28 protein-coding genes (1 of these 28 running past the window's edge) are annotated in these 26,169 nt (G+C 61.4%); 17 read left to right on the plus strand and 11 right to left on the minus strand.

The features are described from left to right. Positions 1-90: 90 nt before the first annotated feature. A complete protein-coding gene (locus HPT29_RS09595) occupies positions 91-957 on the minus strand; it encodes a hypothetical protein (RefSeq protein WP_210272106.1) in 867 nt (288 codons plus the stop codon). Between the two features lie 412 nt (positions 958-1,369). Here HPT29_RS09595 and HPT29_RS09600 point away from each other — a divergent pair, with 412 nt between their 5' ends. The 6 genes from HPT29_RS09600 (at position 1,370) to HPT29_RS09625 (ending at position 8,328) form a co-directional block, all read left to right on the plus strand. After that, complete coding sequence (locus HPT29_RS09600) at positions 1,370-1,990, plus strand: recombinase family protein (RefSeq protein WP_173947480.1); 621 nt, start codon at positions 1,370-1,372, stop codon at positions 1,988-1,990. A 15-nt stretch (positions 1,991-2,005) separates the two neighbouring features. Next, the gene (locus tag HPT29_RS09605) at positions 2,006-2,410 is read left to right on the plus strand and encodes a hypothetical protein (protein ID WP_173947479.1); all 405 of its coding nucleotides are present in this window, start codon (positions 2,006-2,008) and stop codon (positions 2,408-2,410) included. 88 nt (positions 2,411-2,498) lie between these two features. Then, complete coding sequence (locus HPT29_RS09610) at positions 2,499-2,690, plus strand: type II toxin-antitoxin system ParD family antitoxin (protein ID WP_173947478.1); 192 nt, start codon at positions 2,499-2,501, stop codon at positions 2,688-2,690. A 56-nt stretch (positions 2,691-2,746) separates the two neighbouring features. Beyond that, the gene (locus tag HPT29_RS09615) at positions 2,747-5,626 is read left to right on the plus strand and encodes a GAF domain-containing hybrid sensor histidine kinase/response regulator (RefSeq protein WP_173947477.1); all 2,880 of its coding nucleotides are present in this window, start codon (positions 2,747-2,749) and stop codon (positions 5,624-5,626) included. Positions 5,627-5,728: 102 nt separating this feature from the next. After that, positions 5,729-7,489, plus strand: coding sequence for a histidine kinase famiy protein (locus HPT29_RS09620; protein ID WP_173947476.1), 1,761 nt, complete (start codon positions 5,729-5,731; stop codon positions 7,487-7,489). A gap of 95 nt (positions 7,490-7,584) precedes the next feature. Next, positions 7,585-8,328: a Crp/Fnr family transcriptional regulator gene (locus HPT29_RS09625; protein ID WP_173947475.1), complete on the plus strand. Its 744-nt coding sequence runs from the start codon at positions 7,585-7,587 to the stop codon at positions 8,326-8,328. 102 nt (positions 8,329-8,430) lie between these two features. Here the strand turns inward: HPT29_RS09625 and HPT29_RS09630 are convergent, their stop codons facing one another. The 3 genes from HPT29_RS09630 to HPT29_RS09640 all read right to left on the minus strand — a co-directional run bounded on the left by HPT29_RS09630 (position 8,431) and on the right by HPT29_RS09640 (position 11,034). Beyond that, a complete protein-coding gene (locus HPT29_RS09630) occupies positions 8,431-8,694 on the minus strand; it encodes a hypothetical protein (protein WP_259060529.1) in 264 nt (87 codons plus the stop codon). Positions 8,695-9,129: 435 nt separating this feature from the next. Further along, entirely contained in the window at positions 9,130-10,434 is a 1,305-nt protein-coding gene (locus HPT29_RS09635; protein WP_173947474.1) for a J domain-containing protein, read from the minus strand. Positions 10,435-10,707: 273 nt separating this feature from the next. Further along, positions 10,708-11,034 (minus strand): hypothetical protein, encoded by a 327-nt coding sequence (locus tag HPT29_RS09640; RefSeq protein ID WP_173947473.1) that lies wholly within the window; start codon positions 11,032-11,034, stop codon positions 10,708-10,710. 97 nt (positions 11,035-11,131) lie between these two features. Here HPT29_RS09640 and HPT29_RS09645 point away from each other — a divergent pair, with 97 nt between their 5' ends. From HPT29_RS09645 to HPT29_RS09665, 5 genes are read left to right on the plus strand one after another with little or no spacing between them, the layout of a single operon-like run. Then, positions 11,132-11,938, plus strand: coding sequence for a hypothetical protein (locus tag HPT29_RS09645; protein WP_173947472.1), 807 nt, complete (start codon positions 11,132-11,134; stop codon positions 11,936-11,938). 1 nt (position 11,939) lies between these two features. Next, positions 11,940-12,218 (plus strand): hypothetical protein, encoded by a 279-nt coding sequence (locus tag HPT29_RS09650; protein ID WP_173947471.1) that lies wholly within the window; start codon positions 11,940-11,942, stop codon positions 12,216-12,218. Between the two features lie 35 nt (positions 12,219-12,253). After that, positions 12,254-12,601 carry a hypothetical protein gene (locus HPT29_RS09655; protein WP_173947470.1) on the plus strand — a complete coding sequence of 116 codons (348 nt, stop codon included), beginning with the start codon at positions 12,254-12,256 and terminating at the stop codon, positions 12,599-12,601. Positions 12,602-12,607: 6 nt separating this feature from the next. Further along, complete coding sequence (locus HPT29_RS09660) at positions 12,608-15,355, plus strand: transglycosylase SLT domain-containing protein (protein WP_173947469.1); 2,748 nt, start codon at positions 12,608-12,610, stop codon at positions 15,353-15,355. 54 nt (positions 15,356-15,409) lie between these two features. After that, on the plus strand, positions 15,410-15,583 hold the full coding sequence (locus HPT29_RS09665; protein ID WP_173947468.1) for an AbrB/MazE/SpoVT family DNA-binding domain-containing protein: 174 nt from the start codon (positions 15,410-15,412) through the stop codon (positions 15,581-15,583). On the opposite strand, the gene HPT29_RS09670 is transcribed toward HPT29_RS09665, so the two are convergent. Continuing rightward, positions 15,580-16,083 carry a hypothetical protein gene (locus HPT29_RS09670; RefSeq protein ID WP_210272105.1) on the minus strand — a complete coding sequence of 168 codons (504 nt, stop codon included), beginning with the start codon at positions 16,081-16,083 and terminating at the stop codon, positions 15,580-15,582. The genes HPT29_RS09665 and HPT29_RS09670 overlap by 4 nt on opposite strands. A 246-nt stretch (positions 16,084-16,329) precedes the next feature. Here HPT29_RS09670 and HPT29_RS09675 point away from each other — a divergent pair, with 246 nt between their 5' ends. Together HPT29_RS09675 and HPT29_RS09680 are read left to right on the plus strand one after the other, a co-directional pair. Then, the gene (locus HPT29_RS09675; RefSeq protein ID WP_210272104.1) at positions 16,330-16,476 is read left to right on the plus strand and encodes a hypothetical protein; all 147 of its coding nucleotides are present in this window, start codon (positions 16,330-16,332) and stop codon (positions 16,474-16,476) included. A gap of 363 nt (positions 16,477-16,839) precedes the next feature. Then, positions 16,840-17,400: a hypothetical protein gene (locus HPT29_RS09680; protein WP_210272103.1), complete on the plus strand. Its 561-nt coding sequence runs from the start codon at positions 16,840-16,842 to the stop codon at positions 17,398-17,400. A gap of 36 nt (positions 17,401-17,436) precedes the next feature. Here HPT29_RS09680 and HPT29_RS09685 read toward each other — a convergent pair whose 3' ends face one another. Then, complete coding sequence (locus HPT29_RS09685) at positions 17,437-17,664, minus strand: hypothetical protein (RefSeq protein WP_173947467.1); 228 nt, start codon at positions 17,662-17,664, stop codon at positions 17,437-17,439. Then, positions 17,661-18,290, minus strand: a complete 630-nt coding sequence (parA, locus tag HPT29_RS09690) for a ParA family partition ATPase (RefSeq protein ID WP_173947515.1) — start codon at positions 18,288-18,290, stop codon at positions 17,661-17,663. The genes HPT29_RS09685 and parA overlap by 4 nt, the downstream gene beginning before the upstream one ends. 1,321 nt (positions 18,291-19,611) lie before the next feature. Here parA and HPT29_RS09700 point away from each other — a divergent pair. Next, positions 19,612-19,833 (plus strand): helix-turn-helix transcriptional regulator, encoded by a 222-nt coding sequence (locus HPT29_RS09700; protein ID WP_173947466.1) that lies wholly within the window; start codon positions 19,612-19,614, stop codon positions 19,831-19,833. Here the strand turns inward: HPT29_RS09700 and HPT29_RS09705 are convergent. After that, the gene (locus HPT29_RS09705; protein WP_173947465.1) at positions 19,830-21,038 is read right to left on the minus strand and encodes a tyrosine-type recombinase/integrase; all 1,209 of its coding nucleotides are present in this window, start codon (positions 21,036-21,038) and stop codon (positions 19,830-19,832) included. The genes HPT29_RS09700 and HPT29_RS09705 overlap by 4 nt on opposite strands. A gap of 269 nt (positions 21,039-21,307) precedes the next feature. Between HPT29_RS09705 and HPT29_RS09710 the strand changes: the two genes are divergently transcribed. Genes HPT29_RS09710 through HPT29_RS09720 form a run of 3 tightly spaced genes read left to right on the plus strand, consistent with a single transcriptional unit; the run spans position 21,308 to position 23,131 of the window. Continuing rightward, positions 21,308-22,000: a hypothetical protein gene (locus HPT29_RS09710; RefSeq protein ID WP_173947464.1), complete on the plus strand. Its 693-nt coding sequence runs from the start codon at positions 21,308-21,310 to the stop codon at positions 21,998-22,000. Continuing rightward, positions 21,987-22,550, plus strand: a complete 564-nt coding sequence (locus HPT29_RS09715; RefSeq protein ID WP_173947463.1) for a dihydrofolate reductase family protein — start codon at positions 21,987-21,989, stop codon at positions 22,548-22,550. Before HPT29_RS09710 ends, HPT29_RS09715 begins: the two co-directional genes overlap by 14 nt. Positions 22,551-22,597: 47 nt before the next feature. Next, a complete protein-coding gene (locus HPT29_RS09720; RefSeq protein WP_173947462.1) occupies positions 22,598-23,131 on the plus strand; it encodes a hypothetical protein in 534 nt (177 codons plus the stop codon). Positions 23,132-23,134: 3 nt separating this feature from the next. On the opposite strand, the gene HPT29_RS09725 is transcribed toward HPT29_RS09720, so the two are convergent. The 3 genes from HPT29_RS09725 to HPT29_RS09735 form a co-directional block, all read right to left on the minus strand. Beyond that, positions 23,135-24,226, minus strand: a complete 1,092-nt coding sequence (locus HPT29_RS09725) for an alkene reductase (RefSeq protein ID WP_173947461.1) — start codon at positions 24,224-24,226, stop codon at positions 23,135-23,137. Between the two features lie 124 nt (positions 24,227-24,350). Continuing rightward, positions 24,351-25,304, minus strand: coding sequence for an aldo/keto reductase (locus tag HPT29_RS09730; protein WP_173947460.1), 954 nt, complete (start codon positions 25,302-25,304; stop codon positions 24,351-24,353). 104 nt (positions 25,305-25,408) lie between these two features. Further along, on the minus strand, positions 25,409-26,169 hold the 3' portion of the coding sequence (locus HPT29_RS09735; protein ID WP_173947459.1) for a hypothetical protein. Its footprint extends 631 nt past the window's final position; the window shows 761 of its 1,392 coding nt (coding positions 632-1,392); its start codon lies beyond the right edge, outside the window — the gene reads right to left on this strand; it ends in the stop codon at positions 25,409-25,411.

Genomic DNA, 26,169 nt, shown 5'->3' on the forward strand with positions numbered 1-26,169 from the left:
TGTAAAGCCTAGCTTGGCCTGTTGTGAGCGCATTTCCAGCTAACTGACGGCGTACATCGTGTGCGATCTGGATAGTGGCAGCCGTAGGCATCATGGCCTCCGATAGAGCGCGTCAACAATCCCAGTAAGGTCTTCGAACTGAAATTCCATACCCTCGAGACCGCGCTGAATATTGTACTCTGAATGTGGAGTGTCGGTCGGAAGCCAAGCGATTCTGGTGCCACGCTGCGGGATGTGTCCGCAGGCATATGCAACACCGTCGTGGCGAATGGCTACACGATACCCGCCATGCCAGAGCTTGAGTAGTGCTTCGCGCCAAGTATTGGCTTCTGGCGTGTCGTATTCGGCCAGCAGATTGATGAGCTCACGTATCCCAGATGGCTTTAGGCCTGTCTGCGCGAGTTTACGATGAGCTTCCGCTATCGTCGCGTTATTGTTCTGAGCAAGGCATTTTGCCTCAAGTGTTAATATATCTGTGATTGTGTTGCTGGCATCAACGCGGAACGCTAAACCATCGTCGCCCGTTCGACCTGGTCGACGTTCTTGTACTTGATCTGGGTCGACGGTCTGACCCTCCAGGAGGCGTTCATTGATCCACTCTAAGTGTTGAAACTCTTGATCGTGCATTCGGAAGAGAAAGGCGGGGACGATCCAATCAGTAGTATTGTGGGCCCCCCAATGCTCCACCGCAATCACTGCGAGGGTTTCTCCAAAATAGCCCTGGAGGGTGATGCGATTCATCATACGTGGGAAGTTGGCCGCCGGATCAGTAGCCGGATCGTTGAATGGGGAAAGGTCATCTTCAAATCCCTTTCTTAGGCGTCGTTTGGTGTCCTCGAAGGCCTCGTCGATGTAGGCAGTTAGCTCGGCCAGAACGGCACCCAGAGCTGTTCGATTCTCGCGCCATAACCGTAGCCGGTACTGACCATTGGAGCTTGATATGCTCTCTTCGACCATCCAAGAGTTTAGAAGCTGGGGTGAAAGGCGCCGGAAACGGATCACTTCGGAATACTCGATATTGAGTTACTGAGCCTTTTTTGCTTTTGGCTCGGTAGCGGTCAAGCTCACTGAAGACGCAAATTTAGAGTTGTGGGTGCTTGGCAGCCATTTTTGGCATTCCTCTCTGTGCTGCGGTGAATGTGTTCAGCGTCACCCGCATAGGCTAGTTCCCAACTGCCCGACCAAAGGTAGATACCTTTGGCAGAAAGAGCCACAATGGCCTGTCTTCTTTGAGTCTATCCCAGATGATACGCTTGTACCGTTCATCAAAAATGAGCAATGCGCGAAATTTTCATTGCGCATGTTGATAAAATACACCCAAAGTGAGACACTCATTTTTGAGACATTCAAAATGAGACATGAGGGCCTTATGTTTATCCGCGCATACCTTCGCGCCAGCACCAAAGAGCAGGATGCAGAACGCGCCCGGGAGATGCTGGACAAGTTCACTGCCGAACATGGGAAGGTGATTGCCTCCCGCTACATCGAGAACGAGTCCGGCGCCCGCGCTGACCGTCCGGCGCTGCTTCGCCTGCTGGCGGATGCTCAGCCCGGCGATGTGTTGCTGGTGGAAAGTATCGACCGCCTTTCGCGTCTGCCGGAAGACGACTGGCGCAAACTGAAAACTGCCATCGACTCCAAAGGGCTGCGCGTTGTGGCGATTGACCTACCAACATCGCATCAGGGCATGAAGGTGATCGACAAGGGAGATGAGTTCACCGGTCGTATGCTGGCGGCCATTAATGGCATGATGATTGAGATGATGGCGGCTATTGCCCGCAAAGACTACGAGCAGCGCCGTCAGCGCCAGGCGCAGGGAATTGAGAAAGCGAAGAAAGAGGGCGCTTACACAGGTCGCAAGTCGGACCCTGAGCTTCATCGTCGCGTGCGCGATGCATTGGAAGCCGGTCTCGGTGTCAGGGCCGCCGCTCGGGTGGTAGGATGCTCGACTAACACGGTGACCAGGATTCGCGACGAACTGGCTGCCTAACCGCGGGAGTTGATCATGGCCGAAGGTGTGCATCTCGAAGCCGTTGAGCGAGTGCTCGCCACGTTGTTTCAGAAGGGCGAAACTCTTCTGAGTTTATTCTCGTTCAGCAAACCCGGCACACCTCTTTGGGATCGGCGTATGGGGACTGAGATCTTTGTAGATCGCAGGGTGTACGCTGAGGCAGTGCTATTTATTCGGAAAAATGGTGCGCCGTACCTGCGCGCTATTTTGGTCTCGGACCTTTGGTCGTTGGTCACTAACTTCGTGACGGAGCACTTCTGGTGTATTGGCGGATCGACGTTCTTTCCTATTACGGATGAACCCTACTCGAAGCGCGTCACTGAAGAAGACAAGCTGGCATTAGCAGATGCCTTGGCATCGTCGGCGCTCTTCAATCCTAAGCCCGACCTCAGCCGATAGCCCCGGGCAACCTTTGTCGCACGATGCTAAGCCTCTCTTGATTATCAATGCTTGACAACTAGATGCCTCCTCTCACGGAACCTCCTACATGGCTACAGACCAGACCCGCAACGTTTCCCTTACGGCGGAGCTGAACGCGTTCATCCGCGCTCAGGTCGCCTCCGGCCAATATCAGAATGCCAGTGAGGTGGTGCGGGCCAGTCTGCGCCTGCTCCAGCAGCAGGAGCAGCGCAGCCGGCGCAAAGGCGCCGCTCTGCCCCTGGATCCGGCGGGTGGATGATGAACTCCAAGCCTGACATCCCGTCTCCTCCCGGGTTTTTAGCCGGTGGGGGCACGATGGGAGCGCTGATCCGGGCCCATGACTGGTCGGAGTCGCCACTTGGGCCTCCCACACGCTGGCCTCAGGCGCTCAAGACGGCCGTCAGTCTCATGCTCCACGCGCGCCAGCCGGCCTACATCGCCTGGGGCCCCGAACAGATCTCGCTCTACAACGACGGCTACATTCCGATCCTCGGCACCAAGCATCCTGCCGGGCTGGGTCAGCCCGCTGCGGCGTTGTGGGCGGAGATCTGGGATACCCTGGGCCCGCTCAACGCGGCCGTACTCGCCGGTGAGGCACAGTGGTTCGAGGACATGCCGTTCGCGCTCGCCGGCCGCGATCGGGACCTGAGCTGGTTCAGCTACTCCTACACGCCGCTGCGGGGCGACGACGACCGGATCACGGGCATCTTCTGCGTTGCCCAGGAGACAACCGAGAAAGTTCTGGCTTACAGCCGCACCCAGGCCGAACGCGAACGCCTGACCCGGATGTTCGAGCAGGCGCCCGGCTTTGTGGCGATGCTCGAGGGACCCGAGCACCGGTTCGGGCTCGCCAACCCCGCCTACATGCGGCTGGTCGGGCATCGCGCCATCATCGGCAAGACGGTCGCAGAGGCCCTGCCGGATGCGGTCGAGCAGGGCTACCTTGGTCTGCTGGACGAGGTCTACCGCAACGGCAAGGCTCTCAACCTGATCGGTGCGAAGTACGCCGCCCAAACAGCACCTGGCGGCTCCATCGACGAGCGGTATGTCGACTTCGTCTATCAGCCGCTGACCGACGCGACCGGTGCCGTGACGGGCATCTTCATCGAGGGGTATGACGTCACGGATCGGATCCGGGCTGAAACCCACCACCGGGCCCTTCTCGAACTCGGTGACCGCATCCGCGATATCGGCGATCCCGACGAATTGTCGTTTGCTGCGGCTGAGATCCTCGGACGGACCCTGGAGGTGAGCAGGGCCGGCTACGGCACGGTCGACAAAGCCTCGGAGACCATCACCATCGCCCGTGACTGGAATGCTCCCGGGATCACGAGCATCGCCGGCGTACTGCATTTCCGTGACTACGGCTCGTATATCGAGGATCTGAAGCGCGGCGAGACCGCCGTGATCGCCGATGCGGACCAGGACCCGCGCACCGCCGCCACGGCCGGTATGCTCAAGGCCATCAGCGCGCAAGCCTTCATCAACATGCCGGTGACGGAGCGTGGCAACTTCGTCGCCCTGCTGTTCCTCAACCATGCCACGGCGCGGGACTGGCGAGAGGATGAACTCGCTCTCGTGCGCGATGTGGCCGAGCGCACCCGGACCGCGGTCGCGCGGCTGGAAGCCGAGCGGGACTTGCAGGCGCTGGCGGCCTCGCTGGAGCAGCAAGTCCAGGAGCGCACCGAAGAGTATGATCGGGTGTGGCGCAACTCGCGCGACCTTCTCGTGATCGTGGGCGCCGACGGCATCTTCCGGGCCATCAATCCGGCCTGGACGACCATTCTCGGGCACGAGCCGGAGGAGGTGGCTGGCCACAGCTTCCTGGAGTTCATCTGGCCGGAAGACGCCACCCTGACGCAGGACGGGCTCGACGAAGCGGCGGCCGCGCATGACCTGACCAACTTCGAGAACCGCTACCGCCACAAGGACGGCACCCCGCGCTGGATCTCCTGGCACACCTCGGTCGAGGGCGACCTCGTCTATGCCTATGGCCGGCATATCACGGTTGAGAGGGAAGCTGCCGCAGCCCTGGGGCAGGCCCAGGATGCCCTGCGTCAGTCGCAGAAGCTGGAGGCGGTGGGCCAGCTCACGGGCGGCGTGGCGCACGACTTCAACAACCTGCTTACCATCATCAAGTCGTCCACGGACCTGCTGCGCAAGCCGGGGCTGCCGGACGAGCGGCGGCGGCGCTACATCGATGCCATTTCTGACACCGTGGACCGTGCCGCCCGGCTGACGGGACAGCTTCTGGCCTTCGCCCGCCGGCAGGCCCTGAAGCCCGAGGTGTTCGACGCGGCCGAGTGCATCCGCGCCATCACCGATATGCTGCGCACGGTCGTGGGATCGCGCATTCGCATTGTCATGGAGATGCCCAGCGAGCCTTGCCGGATCGAAGCCGACGTGAGCCAGTTCGAGACCGCGCTCGTCAACATGGTGGTCAACGCGCGCGATGCCATGGATGGCGCGGGTCGGCTGACCGTGCGGGTCGAGGAGGTCTCCGGGATGCCAGCGATCCGCGGGCACCGGGGCGGGGCAGGCCCGTTCGTGGCCGTCTCGCTGACGGACACCGGCGTTGGTATTGCAGCGGACCAGCTCATCCGGATCTTCGAGCCATTCTACACCACCAAGGAGGTTGGCAAGGGAACCGGCCTGGGGCTGTCCCAGGTCTACGGCTTCGCCAAACAGTCCGGCGGTGACGTAGCGGTGGAAAGCGAAGTCGGCCGCGACACCACGTTTACCCTGTACCTGCCCCGCATTTATGAGACAGTCGCCGCCGGGGAGGAACGCAAGAGGCCAACAGGCTCCGCTCCCGAGGAGGGGCGCGGTCGCCGGGTGCTCGTGGTGGAGGACAATGTCGAGGTGGGCCGGTTCTCGACCCAGGTCCTCCAGGATCTTGGGTACGAGACGACCTGGGCCGCTAATGCGGACGAGGCGCTCACGCTCCTGCAAAAGGCGGGTAGTTTCGATGTTGTTTTTTCCGACGTGGTCATGCCCGGGATGAGCGGGATCGAGCTCGGCGAGGAGATCCGGCGGCGCCAGCCCGGCCTGCCGGTTGTCCTGACCTCGGGCTACAGCCATGTGCTGGCGGAGAAGGGCCGGCATGGCTTCGAGCTGCTGCACAAGCCCTATGCAGCCGAGGAACTGTCGCGGATCCTGAGACGTCTGACAGGAGGCTGGCATTCGTCACCGTGACGGCCCTGTGCCAGTGCTCCACCAGTCGGAGCCGCTTGCCCTTCCGATCCGTTTGCAATCATCAGACGAGCCCTGGATTGAACCGGGCTCGCAAGGTTTGTCATGACTCACGATAAGTACAGCGAACAACAAGGCAATCAGAGGCCCGAACTGGACATCCAGGGCGATGGTCAGAGCAGCGGCACGCCCGCCGCGGGCGAGCACGAGAACGTGTCCTACAATCCGACTGGCGGTCCGGGCATCCACCACTGGCAAAAGGCCACGATCAGTAAACCGGGTCTTGGCGAGCGGGGGAACGTCTTCTTCGCTGCCATCGAGATGACCCGGATGCCGATCATCCTCACGGATCCCAACCTGCCGGACAACCCCATCGTCTTTGCCAACCGCGCCTTCCAGGATCTCACCGGTTACACCGAGGAGGAGGTGCTCGGACGCAACTGCCGCTTCCTTCAGGGTGCCCATACGGACCGCGAGTCCGTTGCCGAGCTTCGGGAAGCCATCGCTGAGAACCACGCTGTCTCAGTCGAGCTCCTGAACTACAAGCGGGACGGAACCCCGTTCTGGAACGCCTGCTTCATCGCGCCCGTCTTCGACAAGGACGACAAGCTCCTCTACTTCTTTGCCTCCCAGCTCGACGTCACGCGGCGGCGGACCTCGGAGCAGGCCTTCCGCCAAGCGCAGAAGATGGAGAGCATCGGCCAGCTCACCGCGGGTCTGGCCCATGACTTCAACAATCTTCTGCAAGTGGTCTCGGGCAATCTGGAGCTGGCGCTCTCGCGGACGGACGACGAGTCCCTGCGACGGCCGCTCGAGAACGCTAGCCGTGCCGCCGAGCGCGGCGCCAAGCTGACCAAGCAGCTCCTGGCCTTCGCCCGCAAGACCCGGCTCGAGGCGAAGCCCACGAACCTGAACACCCTCATCACCGAGTTCGGCGACATGCTGGAGAACTCGGTTGGCCCGCAAATCGAAATCGAATTCAACCTGCGCTCCCGGGTGCCGGCAGCCCTGGTGGATCCAGTGCATCTGGAGATGGCGGTGCTCAACGTGCTGATCAACGCCCGTGACGCCATGCCGAAGGGTGGCACAGTGACCATCGGCACCTCCAAGGTCCACCTGAACGGTGATGCGGCGGCTCATCACCTGCCGTCTGGCGACTATGTGGCTCTGACCATCGCCGATGAGGGTGAGGGCATGCCGCCCCATGTACTGGATCGGGCAACCGAGCCCTTCTTCACCACCAAGAGCCAGGGCAAGGGCACCGGGCTCGGTCTCGCGATGGTGCATGGTTTCGTGCAGCAATCCCTCGGTCGTCTGGAGATCGAGAGTGAGCGCGGCAAGGGCACGACCATCCGCATGCTCTTCCCCGCAGCCGAGACACAGGCGCAAGTCCCGCGTCAGCCGGTCAAGAACCTGGCGCAGGCGGAACCAAGGGGGCACGCGGAGACGATCCTTGTTGTCGAGGACAGCAACGATGTCCTCGACCTTGCCCGGGAGCACCTGACGGCCCTCGGATACACGATCCTGACCGCCCGTGACGCCGATGAGGCGCTCGCCGTGTTCGACAGGGCCGAGAGCAGGATCGACCTGCTGTTCACCGATCTGGTCATGCCGGGCAGCATGAATGGGTTGGCCCTGGCCGATGCCATCCGCGAGCGCTTGCCCGGAATCGGAGTTCTCCTGACCACAGGCTACAACGATGACCTGCTGACGGAAGGGAAGGCCTCGGCCGGAGCCGATGTGATCGGCAAGCCGTACCGGCGGTCCGATCTGGCCGACCGGGTCCGGGCAGCCCTCAACAACCGTGGGAAGGAGCGGCGGGTGCCCCAAGCAGGCTTATCGCGGGGGCCACGGCACGAAGGCTGATCCGGAACGACGGTCTGTCTTGGGTCGCCTGTGGCACGCTGGCGCGACAGGTCGGCAGGAAGTAGACTCCTGAACTGGTCGCAGGAAGCCTCGGAATGACAGCAGGTCCCCACTCCCCTCATACCCTGATGATCCGCAAGCTGGAGAGCATCTTCCGCCTTTCCGATGAAGAGAAGCAAGCGCTCCAGGGCTTGCCGGTGCAGCTTCAAGTCCTCAGGGCCGATCAGGACATCGTGCGCGTCGGCGACCGTCCCTCGCAGTGCTGCCTGCTGGTGGAAGGCTACACCTGCCTCTACAAGCTGACTACAGAGGGCAAGCGTCAGATCGTGGCCTTCCAGGTGCCTGGGGACATGCCTGACCTGCAAAGTCTGCACCTGAAGGTGCTCGACAACAGCCTCGCCACGGTCACACCGTGCACGGTCGCATTCATCCAGCATGAGGACCTGCGCCGCATCTGCGCGCGCTATTCTCGGATCACCGCTGCCCTCTGGCGCGAAACCTTGGTCGATGCCTCCGTCTTTCGGGAGTGGGTGCTGAATGTTGGTCGGCGCGAAGCCTTCAGCCGGATGGCTCACCTTCTGTGCGAGTTTCGTGTGAGGCTGAAGGCGGTGGAGCTTGCTGAAGGTGACACCTTCGATCTGCCGTTCACCCAAGGTGAACTGGCGGATGCGATCGGCACCAGCAACGTCCACGTCAACCGGGTGCTCAGGGAGCTTCGGACCAAGGGCTTGATCCGGAGCAAGGGAATACAGGTAACCATTCCCGACTGGGAGAAGTTAAAGGAGGCCGCTGGCTTTGACCCACTCTACCTCCACCTTGAGCAGGACAGAGCAGCATGAGCATCCGATGGCTGATCTTGATGCAGCACATGCCGAATACATCATCATCTTACCCTCAGGCACGAACCCTGCCTGGGACATTCATCAGCGGCCCGTTGCGACCTACGCAGCTTCACCCGCCAGCCGTGTCTGAACCCAGGCTCCGGCGTCTTCGGGCGTCTTGAACACGGGTGAAGCAATACGGACATCGCATTTCCCGAACCCGGCTTCCAGGTTCCACAACCCTCTGTGCTCAGGGCCATGGTGCTCACTGTCAAGGCGGACGATCACCGCGGCAAGCTGGCCATCTGCGAGGACAAGGGTGCCGTGGCTGTCATGGCCATCGATGAGGACGCGCATGGGCTGGAACGAGATGTCAAAGGGCATAACCTTCGCCTTCCATATTGGGGCGCAAGGTCAGTGCCAAGTGGCCGGACACCCTGAAAATAATCGGCCATGATAAGGCCTTTGAACACGACAGTCACTTACATGGGTTATCCTTGACCGTTTCATAAGTGCCCTTCTGCGGGATCTCCTTGATGGGGTTGAAGGTCCGCCTGAAAGGAATGATCAACCTGGAATGTCTTTCAAAGGAACGGCGCTGAAGTAAGCTCAACTTCTGCATCCGTAAATTGAGTAGACATTAAGATGCATGGTGCGCTGCCATCCTTTGCCTCAGACGAAAGGGAATGTCGATCAAACAGCCTAACAGGCTGACGCTCTCAGAAATATTTCTGAGAAGATCCAGCAGCTTAGCGTCGGCTCAAACCGATTAGGGCGCAGGTAGGGCGCAATCGGCGCCCATGCCGACGGACAAACCGCTCAGAACTCGTCTTCCGCCAAAGCATACGTCTGCATGTTCCCGTTGCGGACCTTATAGAGTGTCAGCGTCAGGGTGCTGTACTCTATCCCCTGATAGTTGCGCGTCTCTGTCAGAGAGAACTGCTCTGAGCGGGAGAGGGCACCCGAACTCAGGTTCTGATAGCGGACGTCGTAAGTGCCCTGGCGGACATCCTCGACCGTGAAACTGCGGCCAGCCGGGATGTAGAACAGTCGAACCGGGTAGGCCCGGGCACCATCAAGGGACACGAGCTTTACGAACACATCTGAGTCGTTCTGGCTGTTATCGACCGTAACGGAAGAGCGGCCGTCATTGTTGAGAAGGGAGTAGCCCCGCACATAACCAGCGGAGAAGGGCCAGGGGGTGCCGTTCGGCGCCATCGCGGGACGAACATAGGCTGCCCGCTTCGGCGCCGGCGCGGGATTAGAGGTCGGGGCTGTTGCGACGTAGGGCTTCGGTCCTCTTGGCGGCTGGCTCACCGGCATGCGCTCATAGGCCTGCCAGCCACCGACCGCGACGGCAGCAAGCACTGCCGCCTGAACATAGAACGGTCTGGAAAGGAGCCGCCAGGAGTTCTTCAGGCGCTTGGCGCTGCCACCAATGACCTGTAGCAACTCGTCAATGCTAGTGCGTAGCTCAGCTCCTGCCGAGTTCGAGGGAGCCTTGCGGGCCAAGTCCGCGGCGTCCATAGCGACGGCCCGGGCCACATCCATGTTGCCGATTGAGGCAAAGTACCATGCCTGATAGGCCGTGAGCCGGGCATTCACTTCGGGTGGCTGCTTGCCGCCCAGCATATTAGCAATGATGGCCCCGACGGAATATATCGGTCCCCATGGGAAGCCCCACCAGCCGAAGAGCCATGTGATTGCTGAGGCCCGGCAGGCTTTCTTCTCGGCGCAGGCGCTACAGAATATTCCCTGGGTCGGCGAGCGGCGCGTCACGACCAGGAAGCTCGTTACGGTGAAGAAAATTGCGTAGCGGGGCTGGGCGGTCACTTTTCCGCAGCAGGAGCAGACGACAGGCTCCGGGGGCTTCTGTCCCGGAGCTGGCGACGCCTTTGCAGCTTCAAGCGCTGCGGTGTCGTACAGAGCCCGGGAGGCTGGATCATTAAGGGCCTCATAGGCCTCGTTCAGCAAACGAAACTGAGCAGCGGCGTCAGGAGCGCGGTTTCGGTCCGGGTGCAGTTCCTTGGCTCGACGCCTGTATGCAGCCTTAATCTCCGCAGCCTCGGCATCGAAGCTCACGCCCAGAATTGCATAGTAGCGTTTTGGATCCCGGTTGCTCATTACCCTGCCGCCTCGGCCGCAGCGGGGACCCTCCGCCGCAGCCAAAATTCATGCCGCGGCAAAACAGGCGAAGGTCCGGTCCAGTCGGACCGTTGGTTCGCGGACACCAGATTCCGGTAAATTGCAGCGGGAGCCCCTGGACAATACTCATAATCTTAGGGCCTGCCGATACAAAGCCCTGCTCTGTGGAAAACTTCGAAGAGCATCGGTTTCGGCTCAGGCCGCGCCAAAGTCGGGGACGGGCGGGGGACTCGAGGCGAGAGGGTCCCGATCTTAGGCCAGATTGGCCGCCAGCGCCCCAAGCTGACCACCGGAACATGCCTGCAACACGGCAGTCGGAAAGTCAGTGTTCCAGCGGTCGGCGCGGATCAGCGTGTGCAGGTAGCGCCGTAGCTCTTCCTCGCTGGCATGCGCCACCCATTCCGGCGACCTATCAGAAAACTCTGAATCCATCTCAACTTCTGGCCCCGTAAATCCGGCCTGTTCTGCCGCCTCAATGAACTGGCGGTACGCAGCCGTGCGCGTGAAACCTAGCGGCTCCGCGCCCGGCGAGCGCCTGTATTCGTCCACCAGTTCTGTTGCCGCCTTTGACAGTTCCATCGCACCTCCCACTAAAACCTGTACCCGCCCTGCGCGTCGTGACGCGACCATTGAGCCATCCGGTGAAAACCATTGAACACCCCATTGAAGGCTCAAAATGAAGAACATCCACGATATTGAAGCACAACTCGTCGGCGCCCGCACTGATCTTGCTGCGGCACTTGAGCGTGGCGATGACACCAGAAGCTACCGCAATGCTGTCGTAGAGCTGGAGCAGGAACTGGCTGCGGCTCAACGCGAGCAGACCAATGCGGAGCGCGCCCGTCAGCGCACAGAGCACGAGCGCCTGGGGGCACTCTCTGCCGGTGCCGTTCACGCTGCGCAAGAAGCTGTAGCGGATGCTGCCGGCGCTACGGAGGTGGCAGGGGTTCAAATGCCTGCGCCTGAAGATGATCCCGAAGTCGCGAACGCTGCTGCACGTCTGGCGGCTGCCCGTGACCGCCTGGTGCGTGAGGATGCCCGCTACACCGCAGCATATGGCGAGTGGGCGACGATTAATAAGCGTCTGGTCGAGAAGCAGCGCCAGCGCGATGAGATTGTTGCCCGCCGCGCCTCCGGAGACGAGCGTCCGGAAGATGGCGCAGAACTGACCGCGCTGAACCTCGATATCGGCTCCCTGCAGAGCATGGCCGCTGATCGCCACATTGCTGCCGAGCAGCTCAAGCCAACTTCAGCCCGCCGTCTGGTCGCCGACGCTGAGGCCGCATTGAAGAAGGCTCAGGACGAAGCCCTCTTTAATCTCCGCAAGGCGCGCATCCGTGCTCTCGAGCTGGCGCTCATCGATGAGCATGCCATCGCGGTGAGTGATGCCCGCGCCCGCGGCCTGAACGAGTTCACCTCCTTACCGATGCTCCGTGAAACGCAGCGCATCATCCACCGTACCGCCACCTGGGAGGATCGCTGATATGCCAGAGCAGCGTAACGCGAAGGGGCAGTTCGCCCCTGGCTATGCTGGTGGCCCTGGTGGCGCCCGCAAGCGTAAAACCTCGGAGCAGAAGCTGTTGGAAGCAATTGCGGCCCACGCTCCTGCCGTCGTTGAGAAGGCGCTTGTCGCTGCTCAGAACGACAACGCGGTTCTGGCCGCAGTCATGAATTACCTGGCGGAGTCGATGCGCTTCAAGAACCTCCAGTTCGAAGCCGAGCTGCGCGCAATGCAATACACCACCGCAAAAGGCATCCACTGAAACAATATGGCCGCCGCGGCGGCCGGGAGACTCACATGACGACGAATAAAATCAATAAACTCCACTCCGCCGAAGACAGCATCATTGCCTTGAATGGCGAGATCGCGGAACGGCGCCGCGCAGAAGCCCGCATAAAGGATGCAAAGGCGTCCAGTGGGCGGGAAAATCTGACACCGGAAGAGGATGAAACGCTGGAAGAGTGCAAGGCCCGACTGGCCCGACGCACCAAATCCGATGAATGTGCCGCGCTGGCGAAGTCCCTGCGCGGCACGTTAAGCAATTTCTTGCGCAGTCGCAAACGCCGCCACCCGGAACTGATGGCGAAGTCACTGAAAGTCATCGACGAGCGCCGACTGGTGCTCCCGAAGAAGGTTCGGGGGTAAGTCTCTATGACAATCAAGATCCCGGTCAGCGCCGATTTCAATGGCGACGACCTGAACAAGCAGATCGGGCAGATTAATGCCCGCATCAAATTGATGGGTGATGCCATCGCCAAGGCGAACGGCACCAAATTCGAGCCGATCACTCTGAAAACGAAGGAAGACCTAAAGTATTTCGTCCAGCAAAGTGAGAAGCTGCTCAAAATCCAGGGTGAGCTGCGCAACAGGATGCAGCGGTCAGGGCAGGGGAGCGAGAACCCTGTCATGGCGAACTGGTCGAAGATGTACCTGAACGAGGCCTCCCGCCTGAAGCGCCAGCAGGAGATGCTGGTCTTCTTTGGTAGCGCCTTTGAGTCTCAGTCGCGCCCGCCGGCGACACCGCGCCGCCCAAACCTTCCGGCACCAACGACGCCACCAGCCAACAGCAATCAACCGGCTGGCGGAAACAGCCAGTGGTGGCAGCAGACCGGGCGAATCCTGCAAAGCGGGCTGGGGCAGATGGGGCCTGTCGGTGGGGTGGCCTCCCGCTCTGTCGGCTCTGGCATGGCTGGTGGCTTTGGCGCCGGCTTCATGGGACTTCTCGGCGGTCTGGCTGCCCTCGGTATCGGTAAGGCATTAAGCGCGGCGACCGAAAACCTGGACAAGGCACGAGATAACCTGGTTGATCTCGACGCCCTGAAGCGCACCCTGGGCGACGTGAACGTGTCGTTCGAAGGGCTGAAGCGCGTCGTTGAGGCCAATGCCTCCAGCTTGGGCATTACCTACTCTGAAGCAATCAAACTCTCGAGCCAGTTCTCCAGGCTCGGCAACGTGTCTGGCGACCAGTACAAAGAGCTGAACGGCGAGCTGCTGAACGGTGTCGGATTCTCCCGTGGCTTCGGCCTCGACCCAGCGACAGGGATGAGCTTTTTCGGTCAGATGCGCGGCATGCGCATGACCGGGAGCGAGCAGGACAGCCGCCGGATGGGGCTGCTGATCGGTGAAACGATCGCCAAATCCGATGCCTTCGCTAAATCTGATGAGGTGATGGAAGCCATCGCCGGTTATGTCACTTCGCAGAACCGAAATTCGCTCACCCGCGCCAATATCGCTGGTTATGCCGGCACGTTCAGTGCGCTGGCGGGTTCCGGCATCCCCGGCCTGGATGTGGCTGGCACTTCCGCCATGATGGGGCGCATTAACTCCTCCCTGATGGCTGGCGGAGCAAAAGGTGAGGCATCGCAGTTCTTTACCTCCCGCGTCGCCAACCGCATGGGTCTGAGCCCGATTCAGATGGCGATCCTCCGTGAAGGCGGGGCGTTTGCTACGAACAGTCAGATGTTCGGTGAGGGCAGCATCTATGCCCGATATATGGGGAAAGCCGGCCCGGGGGGCAGTACGACCTTCCTGCAGGGCACACTGGGAGAGCTGCGCAAGGCGTACCGCGATCCGGGCATGCTGGCGATGGCCACCGCTAACCATTTGGGGATTGGCATGGGGCAGGCGATGTCGCTCCTGTCCATAGCTCCGAACAGTATGGGCGCGCTGGAGCGTGGTCTTGCTGGCTCAGGTGTGGATATTTCGAATCTGACTGGCTCCGGTATCGCCAGCCTGGCGAAAGTCTACGGCTCGGATGCCGACCGTCGCAGCGTGGCAGATAGTCTGTTCCGTCGCACCGGCGATGATGCGCTGAGTGCCGCGGACTCGGAGCGCCTGCGCAATGTGATGGGCAGCGGCAGCTCAGAGGATCAAAAGAAGATTCTCACCGAGCTGGTTGCTTCCCGCGAGCAGGAGCGCACCATGGGCAGTGACGTGCGCGATGCCCGGGCGGCGCTGGACAACATCAAAACCTCGATTGCCGACCGGCTGGTGCCTCTGACGCAGGAAATGCGCCATGGCATTATGTATCTGGCGGGAGAAGGCGGGAAGGTGAGCCCCCAGGAGATCACCCGTCGCGTGATTGAATCCGAGTACCGCGGCAAAGCGGAAGCCATATCCGGGCGTTATTCACCGTTGATTGCTGAACAGACGCAGCGGTACAACGCGGCGAAGGCGCGCTCACTCGGCGTTCCTACCGCGGAAGAGGCTCAACTGCCGCGTGAAGAACAGCTCCGGGCCATGAACGAACGCCAGAAGGCCGCCCAGGCTGAGATGGACGCAGCGTCCGCAGAAATCAAACGGCTCCAGAAGCAGCGAGATGATGAGCTGGCGGTAAACAGCGTCCGGGCTCAGTCTGCGATGAACCCTAATGGCATCAACACCGAGATCCTCGCTCAGATTGAATCTGGCGGCCGTCACCGCGACGCGAACGGGAATCTTATTACGTCATCGGCCGGCGCGCAGGGTGTGATGCAGGTTATGCCTGCCACCCTGCGAAACCCCGGGTTCGGCATTGCGCCGGCGAAAGATGACAGCGAGGCCGAGAACCGTCGCGTGGGCAATGCCCTGGCGCAGGCGCTGTATAACAAGTACGGCGGCGACGTTGATAAGGCGGTCGCGGCTTATAACTGGGGCAGCGGCAACATGGACAAGGTGATCGGGAAGTACGGCGCCGACTGGCGCAGTCACATCCCCGCCGAAACCCGTGGTCACATCGATAAGTACAACCGTCAGGCAGCGCAGCTCCCAATGACAGACCCGGGCGTCAGCGGGGTAAATGTCAGCGTCTCGGCACAGCCTATCGAGGTCATCCACCGCAACGAACGTGGGCAGCAGGTGGCGCCAACGCAAACGCTCCAAACGAAGGTCACTCCGGCCAGACCATTCGGAACGCAATGATGAGAGCCCCCTTTCGGGGCTTTCTGCTATATGGATATCTGAGAGGAGGCCGAGATGAAGAAGCGAGTGCTGTTACTCCGTATCGACGGGGGCCAGGTCATCGAAATCCCTGAAGAGTTCGAGCTCGATACGGATGATGTGGTCATTTATCGCCGAGGCGACGCACTGGTGATTGAGCCGCCAAAGGAAAGCGGCTCAGATGACTCCACCAGGACCGCTGAGGATTAGCCATCGCAGATCGGACAGCGCGTTTCTGATCTGCCGTTTCGCAGGCGCGCTTCAATGGCGTAATGTTGGCAGCGGTCGCAAACATGTGCGGTCGGCGCGAAATGTTCCGTAAGATGGCTGGCGATACCCGTCTGCACCAGCAGCTCCCGCACGAGCTCCGGCGATGACAGGCTGGTTGCGCTGCATACACGAGCCTCTGGCAAGCCTTTAGCGCGTCCGGGCGTACAGACCGGGCAAATGTACTGAATAGTGCCGTCATCGCTCTGGCGCTCCACCAGCGACCCAAATTCGCCCGGGTGCTTCTCGCAGCGGTACTGGAATCCCCTGACGCGCTGATTCCAGACCGACTTGCCAGGCTGCTTGTCGTGGAATCTGGCGCCGTCTGTCTGGCGGACCGCTCGTGAGATAGCTTCGCCATCGTGCCAGGCGTCGAACCGCCGCCAGGCTGGTTTGCCATCACTGCCCATCACCCCGACGCGGCGCGCCGAAAGAACGATCATGGTTTGAGGCTTCCGGCCCCGGGCGTTCTTCCCGATCAGGCACTCGCGATATCGGTTCCAGCAGCTCACACATATCTGGTTTGACGGGATTATACGCAAGTCGCGGCGGCCGCAGCGCACACACTCACAAGATGACCGGGCATCCTGCCATGTCAGTGGCGCGTCTGTGTCTGTGTGCAGTCCCCGGCCAACAGGACAGCCGCGGCACTTCGTGAGGCGGAGGGGCGTCTCATCGGTGACCTTTTCGTGCGCCGCCGTGAAATTCTGGTGGCAGGTTTCCCGGGTAATGCTGGCGCAGAGGCGCTCGCACAGGAAAAACAGCTTTCCCGGCATCAGATCTGGGTATTTCTCAACCCACTCAATGTCCTGAGTGTGGTCACAACGACGCTGTGACCGGGTAACGCTCGCTACCGTTATCTGGTCACGCATTTTAGTCACCCACGGTGGCTGACAGCTCACGAGCTGCCATGAGAACGCCGAGTTGAATTACCTCTGCCTGGGTCCGGTTGTGTTGTTCCGCCAGATTGCGAAGGATGGAGGCCGTTCTGCCGTCGATGGTTGTGCTGAGGCGTGTGAATCCGCGCTCGCGTATGCGTTTTCGGTATGCAGCCTGCCGCTGGCGGGATGATGTAGCCATGATGAACCTCCGTTACGTGGTAACAACGGGGCCTGTTATCGGCTAACGGCCTCCGTTATCTGGTAACGAAACGGTACAGTCACGACATCGGTCAGATCATGGGAAGTAAATGCTCATTTATGAGCATCGATTCAAACGTCAAAGAGCAGGGTGGTGATTATAAAATTGGAGGCAATGACAACAAATGGAGATTTGATTTGGCAACTCTTACTGACTCTGGCCGCTCTGCGGTCTCAATCGCGATTCTGGCGCAATCCATTCACCTTGCATGGGGTAATGGAGATGTGGCGTGGGATGCGTCACAGGCACCTGAATCCTCAGCGGCGTCAGCTCTTATCGCGGAAGTTGGCCGCCGCAGGGTTACGCAGGCGCTGTACTGCAAGCCGGATCCAGGTGGTGAGCTGGTCGTCACTGAGGGTCGCTTCACCGTCTCCCAGACTCCGACCAAATACCTCTACTTGCGCTTTGCGTTCGAGTTTGCCGACGCGGCAGACCAGGACATCCGCGAGCTGGGCGTCTTTATCGGCACCACTGTGAAATCGTTGGTTCCTGCCAACCAGCATTACTTGCTGCCTTCCGACATTGAGCTTCCAGGCCAGCTTCTCGTTCTCGAGCACATCCAGAAGCTGGTGCGCAGCCTGCAGGTCCGCCAGCAATTTGAGTTTGTCGTGCAGTTCTGACAAACAAGGCCGGTTCTCCCGGCCTTAAAATCGTAATTACTGTTTTCCGTATTTCTGCAAAAGTAAGTCCCGTATTTCATCCGCCATCTTCGTGCCGCGTCCCGCTGTCTGCGATTTAATGGCGCGGTGCAGGCTCTCCGGTATATCGATGGTGAGCCGTTTTACGGGTTCGGGTGCTCCGTCAACCACGCGATCGCTTACCCAGGCGTCAGCGATCGCCGGCTTGCTGGTGGGCTTGGCCCCTATGGATACCTTCTTGTTCACTGTGCCACCTCCACCAGCTCGTTCTTCAGCTCTTCGATCTCTCTTGCGGCCGCTCCGTTGGCGTCTACCTCGAACACCGCTCTACCCTGCGCTGCCGCCTCGGCGAACACTACGCGCTGTGTAATGCTGGTGGCGAGAACAGGTAGGTGGTAGCTCTCAAGCGCCTCGCCCACGTCGCGCCCGATGGCTGTGTTTGCGATTTTGCGGTTAACAGCAAATACGGCTTTAAGGTTTTCCTTAAATACAGAAGCCTCTGCCACCAGCTTAACGACCTCATCAGCGGCCCATATATCGTATGGTGAAGGCTGCACCGGGATGACAATCACATCAGCGGCCATAATCGCCGAACGCGCCAAGTCAGTGACGCGCGGCGGGCCATCGATAACAACGTGGTCATAATCGCGCGCGAGATGGGAGATCTCTTTGTGTATGGTAGGGCGGGGCAGCCCGACGACCGAGAATAGTGGGGTGCTTTCTCTGGCGGCTGCAAAGTCGAGGGCACTACCTTGCGGGTCAGCATCTATCAGCAGCACGCGGGAGCCATCGCGGGTAAGGCTTGCTGCGAGGTTTACCGAAAGAGTTGTCTTACCAACACCGCCTTTCTGATTGAGTATTCCGAAAATCATAATGAGTGTCTCTGTGTTTACGGTTCTGTAAAAATACAGAAAACCGTAATCGTGTGTCACTCATTTTTGAGTAATTTATTTGATCATTGAAAGGATCTTCGGGTAATCTCCGATCCGCAGAAGCGAAAAAAGCCACCCGGCAAGGTGGCTTTTCGAAGGTTAAGCAGTCCGGCAAGACGCTTAACCAGGTAACTGAGACTTTCGCGGGAACCAGCTACCCTAAATGTTATTTCAGTGTATCTGCTATACGCAGAGCATTCAAGCACCAGACACGTATTCGTGTCTGTCGCACTCTCTTAGCAAGTTCCCGTGGTTGTCCCTTTACCGCAAGGCTGTGGCTTTAGCGGCGATTCGCCGTGTCTGTTCCGGGTTGGAGTCATGTGATCAGTTACCGGAGCAGCGCTACGGTCATCCCCAAACGGGGTGAGCCTGCAAAAGGGAAGCTGTCACGCTACCCCTCTACAACGAACCGAGAACCACCAGCGTAAGCTATGAGAAAGCGCCACGCTTCCAGCAGGAGAAAGGCGGCAAGGCTCCGGTAAACGTCATGAGGTGAAGTCCAGCAGCGCAGGCGGGGAGATGCAACGGGAAACCAATGCAGCCTTCATAGTGGACTCAAGGTGTAGCCTTATCCTGCTAAATCAGCAGGTGGGCACGCCTGTGCCTACAGCCAGGCACGGGACGGCGCGGGAGATGGTGGTGCCGGCCGCGCCGTTCTGGTCGTCTGGTGTATGTTGTAACTACGGCTTATGCCCGGTATTGGCCGGTGCCGCCAACGGTGCGCTTCTGCTCCCACTCTGCGATGCTGGCGGCTGGGTACAGCACTCGGCCTCCCACTTTAACGTAAGCCGGCCCTTGGCTCATGGAGCGCCAGTTCGCGAGAGTGCGCGTGCTAACGGCACCTCCGAAGTGCTGGCTGACTTCTGCAGGTGTCATGTAGCGGCGGGTCTGCTGGTTGTTCACGGTGAGTCACTCCGGTTGTTTGCGACGCACAGGTTTTTGCGGTGAGTCATGCTGACGGCAAGGTGATAAACAGTGAAAGTGATGTAGTCAGACGCACAGGCTGGTGATCTGGCCGAGAATGAGATCAGTATCAATCACGTAATTTGCTCACAAAATCGTTTGGGCGCACTTCCAGGCTGTGGAAAATTTTGCGCCCTACCTGCGCCCTAGATTTTATTGCCCCGCGCTAACCTTATGCTTTTTTGAGTAATTTCATTTTAGAGCACCAGACTCTCAGGCTGGTGCTCTGTAACCTCACTCATTGCGCTCTGTAGCCGTTCGATCAACGAATCACGGGCTAACATTGGAGCCCACAGCAATGACCGATAAGAAATTCCTCACGCCCCGCCAGCTCACGGAACGCTGGGGCGGCGAAATACATGAGCGCACCTTGGCCAACTGGCGCGCCAGCAGTCGCGGGCCGCGTTATCTCCGGATTGGTGGGAAAATCCTTTATGACCTGGCGGAGGTGGAAGAGTACGAGCGCCGGCACACCGCTCAGGGGACGGTCGAATACGCGAAATGGAGGGGCCGCGATTAGGCCGCCTCTGCGAGCTCTTGCGCGGTCTCCTGTGGCAGCAACAGGTTCGCCCACCTTTGAAGGAGATCGCGCCGTTCTGCGATGTGCTGGGCGTGGTTGTACGCCCTGCGCACTGCATTCTGGTGAACATGTGCCAGACACCGCTCGATCACGTCAGGGTTCTCGCCGTTCTCGTTTGCCCAGGTGCTGAACAGCGATCGGAAGCCGTGGATAGATACTCCCGCATATCCGGTGCGCTCCAAGAGCGCGTTAAGCGTGCGCTCTGACATCGTTCCGCCGGCTTTCGACCTGCTGGGGAACAGCGCTTCGCTGGTGGTCGTGTCGCGTAGCGCCTGCAGCAGCTTCACCGCCTGGTGGGGCAGGGGAATGACGTGTTCCCGCCGTGCCTTCATCCGTTCCTCTGGTATCGTCCACAACGCTGCCTTGAGATCGAACTCATCCCAGCGCGCGCCCGTTGCCTCCTGTTTGCGGCAGGCCGTTAGCATGGTCAGCAGCAGAGCGGCTTTCGTGGCGGGCTCCGCGGAGCTAGCCTGAATATCGCTGATGAACTTATGTAACTGATCGAACGGCAGCGGCCTATGATGGGTGCTGGCTCGTTTGGCGAGGATTCGACGCGGCGGCACCGGGTTCGCGTCCACCAGCCCATGGTCGGCGGCGTGGTCGAATATGCCGTTCAGATAGTTCCGCAGGTTTCTGGCCACCTCCGGCGCACGCGGCTCCACTTTTTTCAGAAGGGCAGCCAGCTCGACGCGGGTGATGGAGCTGATGCGGCGCCCCTTGAATGTCGGCAGCAGGTATTTCCCGACCTCACGCTCACGCTGGCGGATGGTTAGTGGTGCAAGGTGGGGATCGGTCAGTTCCCGCCAGGCAGACACGACCGTATCGAAGGAGCCAGCCTTTTCTACCAGCTCGCGCTGCCGGGCCTGTTGCCGTTCCTCCCGCTTGGATGTGACTGGATTAATGCCGTCAGCGACCAGTGCCCGGGCTTTCCTGTGCGCCTCGCGGGCAGCGGCGAGGGTAATCTCCGGGTATGCGCCGAGGCTATGAATCTGCTCCCGGCCATTGTGCCTGAATCGGTACTGCCACAACCGCGCGCCATTCGGTCGAATCAGCAGCGCCAGCCCGCCACCGTCACTGAGCCTGTAGTCCTTCTCGGCAGGTTTCGCCTTCCGCAGCGCCACGTCAGTCAGTTTCGCGAGAGCCATCCGTTACCCGCTCCATTACCCGCAATTATGGCCCGTTGAAGCCCCGCGGTGCAGTTGAGAACTGCCACGGTTTAATCAAAAAAGAGCATGTAAAGCAAGGGTTTGTGAGGTAAGTTCAGGGAAGGTCCAGGATCTCCCGGAACGCCGGTTCACGTTCCAGGTGGCAACCCGCATCGCGTTACTCTTGCTTGTTCGTCCTCTAAGCTTCATCGGATGTTCGTCCTCGGCTGGCAAGCTGGAACTCGTCACCATCCCCACGGTTGCGCCCCATGCCGGAATCCTGGTTCAGACCCATCGACAGCTATTGCGAACGCCTGGGGCCGGGTTTCTGGGCCGAGCCGCTGAACGCCGCGAGCAATGTCGCGTTCATCGCGGCCGCCCTCTGGGCCCTCGTGCTCTGGCGACGGGCCGGGGCGCGGGATGGGCCCGCGCTGTGGCTGATCATCGTCACCCTCATTGTCGGCACGGGCAGCTTCCTGTTCCATACCTTCGCCAATGGCTGGTCGCTCCTGGCGGACGTGCTGCCGATCGGCGTGTTCATCGCCAGCTACTTCCTGCTCGCCATGCGCCGGTATCTGAACCTCGGACCTGCCGCGGCGATCCCCGTGACGGCGCTGTTCATCGCCTTCGACCTGGCGTTCGACAGCCTCTGGTTCCGCGTTCTGCCCGGCGTGAGCCTAAACGGGTCGGCTGGCTATGTTCCGGCGGCCCTGGCCCTTCTGATCGTCGGGATCGCCTGCCTCTCCCTCGGGGCCGGAGCACCCGGCAGGGCGCTTCTCGCCGCCGCCTGCGTGTTCATCCTGTCCCTTTCCTTCCGGTCGTTCGATGCCGCGATCTGCGCGACAATGCCTGCAGGCACGCATTTTCTGTGGCATGCACTCAATGCGTTCGTGCTCTTCATCCTCATGAAGGCCGCCATCGTTCATCCACCTCGGAAAAAACCGAACCATGTCCAAGATTGAGATCCACGGCTATGCCATCGTGTCGGACAACGACTGCATCGCCGACGCGTCGGGGCGCACCCCAGACGCGCTCCGCAACGAGGCCGACTGGGCCTATTTTCAGGCCGAGCTCAACGCGTCGGCCCTGACGGTGCTCGGCCGCCTCGGGCATGAGGGCAATGCCAACCCCAAAGCCCGCCTGCGGATGATCCTGTCCTCCTCTTCGAGCGGATTGGAGCGCCGTCCTGACGGCTGGTGGTGGAATCCCGGGAGGCTCCCCTGGAATCGGGCCATCGAAGCGGTCCTGCCGGAAGGCGGACGCATCGCAGTCCCCGGAGGGCGGCAGGTGTTCGATCTCTTTCTCGGGATCGGTTACGACGCTTTCCATCTGACGCGGGCGGAGGGAACGTTCGTTCCGGATGGCGTTCCGGTGTTCTCGGACTGTGACAAGACCAGGAACGCCGAGGCAATCCTCGCGGCGCATGGACTAAACCGGAGCCCCCGACGGATCCTCGATTCCGTCGGTCCGGTGAGCCTGACAATTTGGCGGAACGGTCGCCCAGATTCGTGAGTTTGCTTGGAGTTGACGTGCAACAGCGATCCGAAAGGGAGGAGCCGATGCGTCACCTCACAGTTTCGACCGCATTGCTTGCAGGCTGCCTGATCGCCGGAGCAGCCTGGGCGCAGGGGTCCTCGGGCGGCTCCAGCGGCGGGGGCGCAGGCGGCTCCGGTGGCGGTGCAGCCGGCGGCGGCTCGTCCTCGTCGGCCTCTCCCTCCGTTGGCTCGTCCGCGTCTCCCAGCACCGCCACGCAGCCGGGTGGATCGACCCTGCGCCCGCCTGCCCAGGGCATGCGGGGCAGTGCCGATCCCGGCAACCGGGGGAGCCGCGTCGGCGGCAGCACCGGCAACACCGGGACAGGCAGTCGGGAGACCACGACAGGCCAGATCCCGCCCCCCGGCACGGAAGGCAGCACGGGCGGGACGGCTGGCGGGTCAGGCGGATCCCAGTCCAATCCCGCCACGACGGGAACGGTGTCCGGGAGCCGACTTCAGCCCGGCGAGCGGTCCTCCGTCAGCCCCAGCACGCGCGAGGAGAAGCTCCTCGAAGAGGCCGACAAGAGGGTCCGGCGCGGGATCTGTCAGGGCTGCTGACGCTCAGGCGGCTTTCTCGAGACCCGGATAATCCGTGTACCCCTCGGTTCCGCCGCCGTAGAAGGTGGTGCGGTCGGGTTCGTTGAGAGGCGCGTTCAGGCGGAAGCGCTCGACGAGATCCGGATTGGCGATGAAAAGCCGCCCGAACGCCACCAGGTCGGCGCGTCCGCTGATGAGCGCGTCGGCCGCCATGTCGCGGTCATAGCCGTTATTGGCGATGTAGGCGCCGCGGAAGGAGCGTCGCAGGCCTTCGTAGTCGACCCTGACGGCGTTCCGGTCGCCCTGCGTGGCGCCTTCGATCATGTGGATATAGGCGAGCCCCAATCCATCGAGCTTTTCCACCACGTGGCTGAACAGCGCCTGCGGGTCGGAATCCTCCGCATCGTTGACCTTGGCCGGCGAGAGGCGGATGCCGACCCGGCCCTTGTCCCAGACCCTGAGCACGGCTTCGGTTGCCTCGATGGTCAGGCGCGCCCGGTTCTCGACGGAGCCGCCATAGGCGTCCGTGCGGTGGTTCGAGCCGTCCTTCATGAATTGGTCGAGCAGATAGCCGTTCGCTGCATGGATTTCGACGCCGTCGAAGCCTGCCTCCTTTGCGTTGCGGGCGGCATTCTCGTAGTCCCGCAGAATACCAGGGATCTCCGAGAGCTCGAGAGCGCGGGGCTCGGACACATCGGCGAAGCCTTCCTCGAGGAAGGTCTTCGTCTGGGCGCGAAGGGGCGAGGGCCCCACCGGGGCGGCGCCTCCCGGCTGAAGGGACGTGTGAGAGACGCGTCCCACGTGCCAGAGCTGGATGAAGATCCGGCCGCCGGCCTTGTGGACGGCATCCGTCACTTTGCGCCAATGCGAGACCTGTTCGGGTGAGTAGATGCCGGGCGTCCGCAGATAGCCCTGACCCTGGTGGGAGATCTGAGAGCCCTCGGAAATCAGGAGGCCTGCGCTGGCACGCTGGGCGTAGTAGGTGGCCGTGATGTCCCGCGCCACGTCTCCTTCCGCTGCCCGGTTCCGGGTGAGGGGAGCCATGACCAGCCGGTTCGGCAGGGTCAGGTCGCCCAGGGTGAAGGGCTGGAACAAAGCATCGGCATCGGCACTCATGGAAAACCTCGTTTGATCCTGTGAAATCCAAAAAAGCACAGGTCGCTACGAGATAATCGGCCCTCCGTCCGATGCAACGGAGGGCTGCCATGCAAAAATTCGATGTCTCCAGGAGCGCGGCTGCTCAGACCGGACTGCTGGCCCGATTCAGGTGCGCGATGTCTTCCTGGTCGAGACGCACATTCGTCGCCTGTACGAGATCGCTCACCTGCTCGACGCTCGTCGCGCTGGCGATCGGCGCGGTCAGGCCCGGGCGCGCCATGAGCCACGCAAGGGCGATCTGGGCCGGAGTTGCGGTCCGTCGGACGGAAACCTCGTCGAGGGCCGCCAGGATGCGCCGGCCGCGATCGTCGAGGTAGGCGGCCATTCGGCCGCCGCGCACGCTCTTGCCGAAGTCGGCCTCCGACCGGTACTTGCCCGTCAGGAACCCGCTGGCGAGCCCGTAATAGGGGATGACGCCGACCTCCTCCTGGCGGCAGAGCGGTTCCAGGTCGGCCTCGTATTCGGCGCGGTCCGAGAGGTTGTATTTGTTCTGGAGGCTCTCGTAGCGCGGCAGACCGCGCTCGGCGCTGATGGTCAGGGCTTCCGTCAGCCGCTCCGCGGTGAAGTTCGACGCGCCGATGGCCCGCACCTTTCCCTCCCGGATCAGCTCTGCGTAGGTTTCGAGCGTCTCCTGCTGCGGGGTCTCAAGGTCGTCGCGATGGGACTGATAGAGATCGATGTAATCGGTCTGGAGGCGGCCAAGGGAGTCTTCCACCGCCGAGCGGATGTAGCTCCTCGACAATCCCTTCCGGTCCGGCCCCATTTCCGAGCCGACCTTGGTGGCGATGATGAGCCTGTCGCGGTTGCCGCGGGCCTTCATCCACTTGCCGATGATCGTCTCCGACTCACCGCCCGTGTGGCCGGGCACCCAGGTGGAATAAACGTCGGCCGTATCGATGAAATTCAGGCCGGCATCGGCATAGGCGTCGAGAACCTTGAACGAGGTCTCCTCGTCCGCCGTCCATCCGAAAACATTGCCGCCGAGGCACAGGGGGGAAACCATCAAGTCCGAGCGGCCGAGTCGACGCTTTTCCATAGTCATCTCCATGATCCGCTGCCGATGTGGGGCGGATCGGGAGGCTGGCAAGATGGCCGATCACGATCGCGGCGTCCGGCGGCAGGCGCCGGACGCCGTTCCGCTCAGGCGGCAGCGCTCAGCGTGATCCCGCGGGCTTCCGCGAACGCGAAGAGAGCTGATTCGCTGTCGACACGATGACGCTGATCGATGGTCCAGCCGGTCTCGTCACGGACCACGATGTAGCCCCGGGCCTGAAGCCGGGACACCACGGCCTGGAGGCCGCTCGACTCGGTTTTCGTCACGCCGCGCTCCGCAATGAAACGTTCGATGGCAGCCTGCGCGGCCTGAGCGAGATCGATCGCATCCGCACGGTTTGCCGGCTTCGCCTTCGCCTTGGCCTGCGCAAGGGCGCGCGCGGGATCTCGGCGAACGGATTTCCAGCCGCCTCGTCCGGACGTCTGCGCATTCGCGGGCTCCGGTTCCGGCAGACGGACGGATGCGGGAGCCTCCGTGACGAGGATCTTCGGCGCGGCAGGAGCAGCGGCCTGGGTGACAGGGCGGACAGGGGCGGCCTGAGAGACGCCGCGCACGGCCGGCAGGACGGGCGCCTTCTTGTCCGTCTCCTTCGGCTTCGGAATCGGCCTCGGTGCCGCCGCGGGGGTCGGCTTGGGAGCGGCAGCCCGGGGCTTCTTGCGCCGCTCCTGGTCCTCCCGGGCCCGACGAGCCGTCTCAGCGGCGTTCTCCGCCTCCGCCCGCTTGGCCTCAATCGCGGCTTGGCGTGCTTCCATGGCCCGACGCTTGGCGTCGTCTTCGGCTTTCCGCGCCTCCGCGTCACGGCGAGCCGCGGCCTCGGCCGCGCGCTTCACGCGGACCAGGAGGCGCT

The sequence above is a fragment of the Microvirga terrae genome (assembly GCF_013307435.2).
GTDB lineage: Bacteria > Pseudomonadota > Alphaproteobacteria > Rhizobiales > Beijerinckiaceae > Microvirga > Microvirga terrae.